This is a genomic window from Xenorhabdus santafensis, assembly GCF_033949405.1.
Taxonomy (GTDB): Bacteria; Pseudomonadota; Gammaproteobacteria; order Enterobacterales; family Enterobacteriaceae; genus Xenorhabdus; species Xenorhabdus santafensis.
This window is the reverse complement of record NZ_VCDN01000095.1, coordinates 1-301: the sequence shown is the minus strand read 5'-3', so window position 1 is coordinate 301 and position 301 is coordinate 1. Positions and strand designations below refer to the sequence as shown.

General features: G+C 50.5%; 1 tRNA gene. It reads left to right on the top strand.

The features are described from left to right. Window positions 1-33 precede the first annotated feature (33 nt). Window positions 34-109, top strand: a tRNA-Glu gene (locus FE392_RS17355). Window positions 110-301 lie beyond the last annotated feature (192 nt).

Below are 301 nucleotides of genomic sequence, written 5' to 3'. Positions count from 1 at the left end.
AAGAATGAGCAGCGTCTGCGAAGAAGACTTGATGTCCCCTTCGTCTAGAGGCCTAGGACACCGCCCTTTCACGGCGGTAACAGGGGTTCGAATCCCCTAGGGGACGCCACTTTGCTCAGGCCCTGGGTGAAAGGCGGTGCCACACGATATTGCTAAGCGGGCTTGCGAGCCGGTTTATCAATATTTTGCTCTTTAACAATCTGGAACAAGCTGAAAATTTGAAACAATCAGTCTGACGTCAATGACGCGACTGATGAGTCTCTCAAAAACTCCAATTCTGAAGACACCTTCGGGTTGTGAG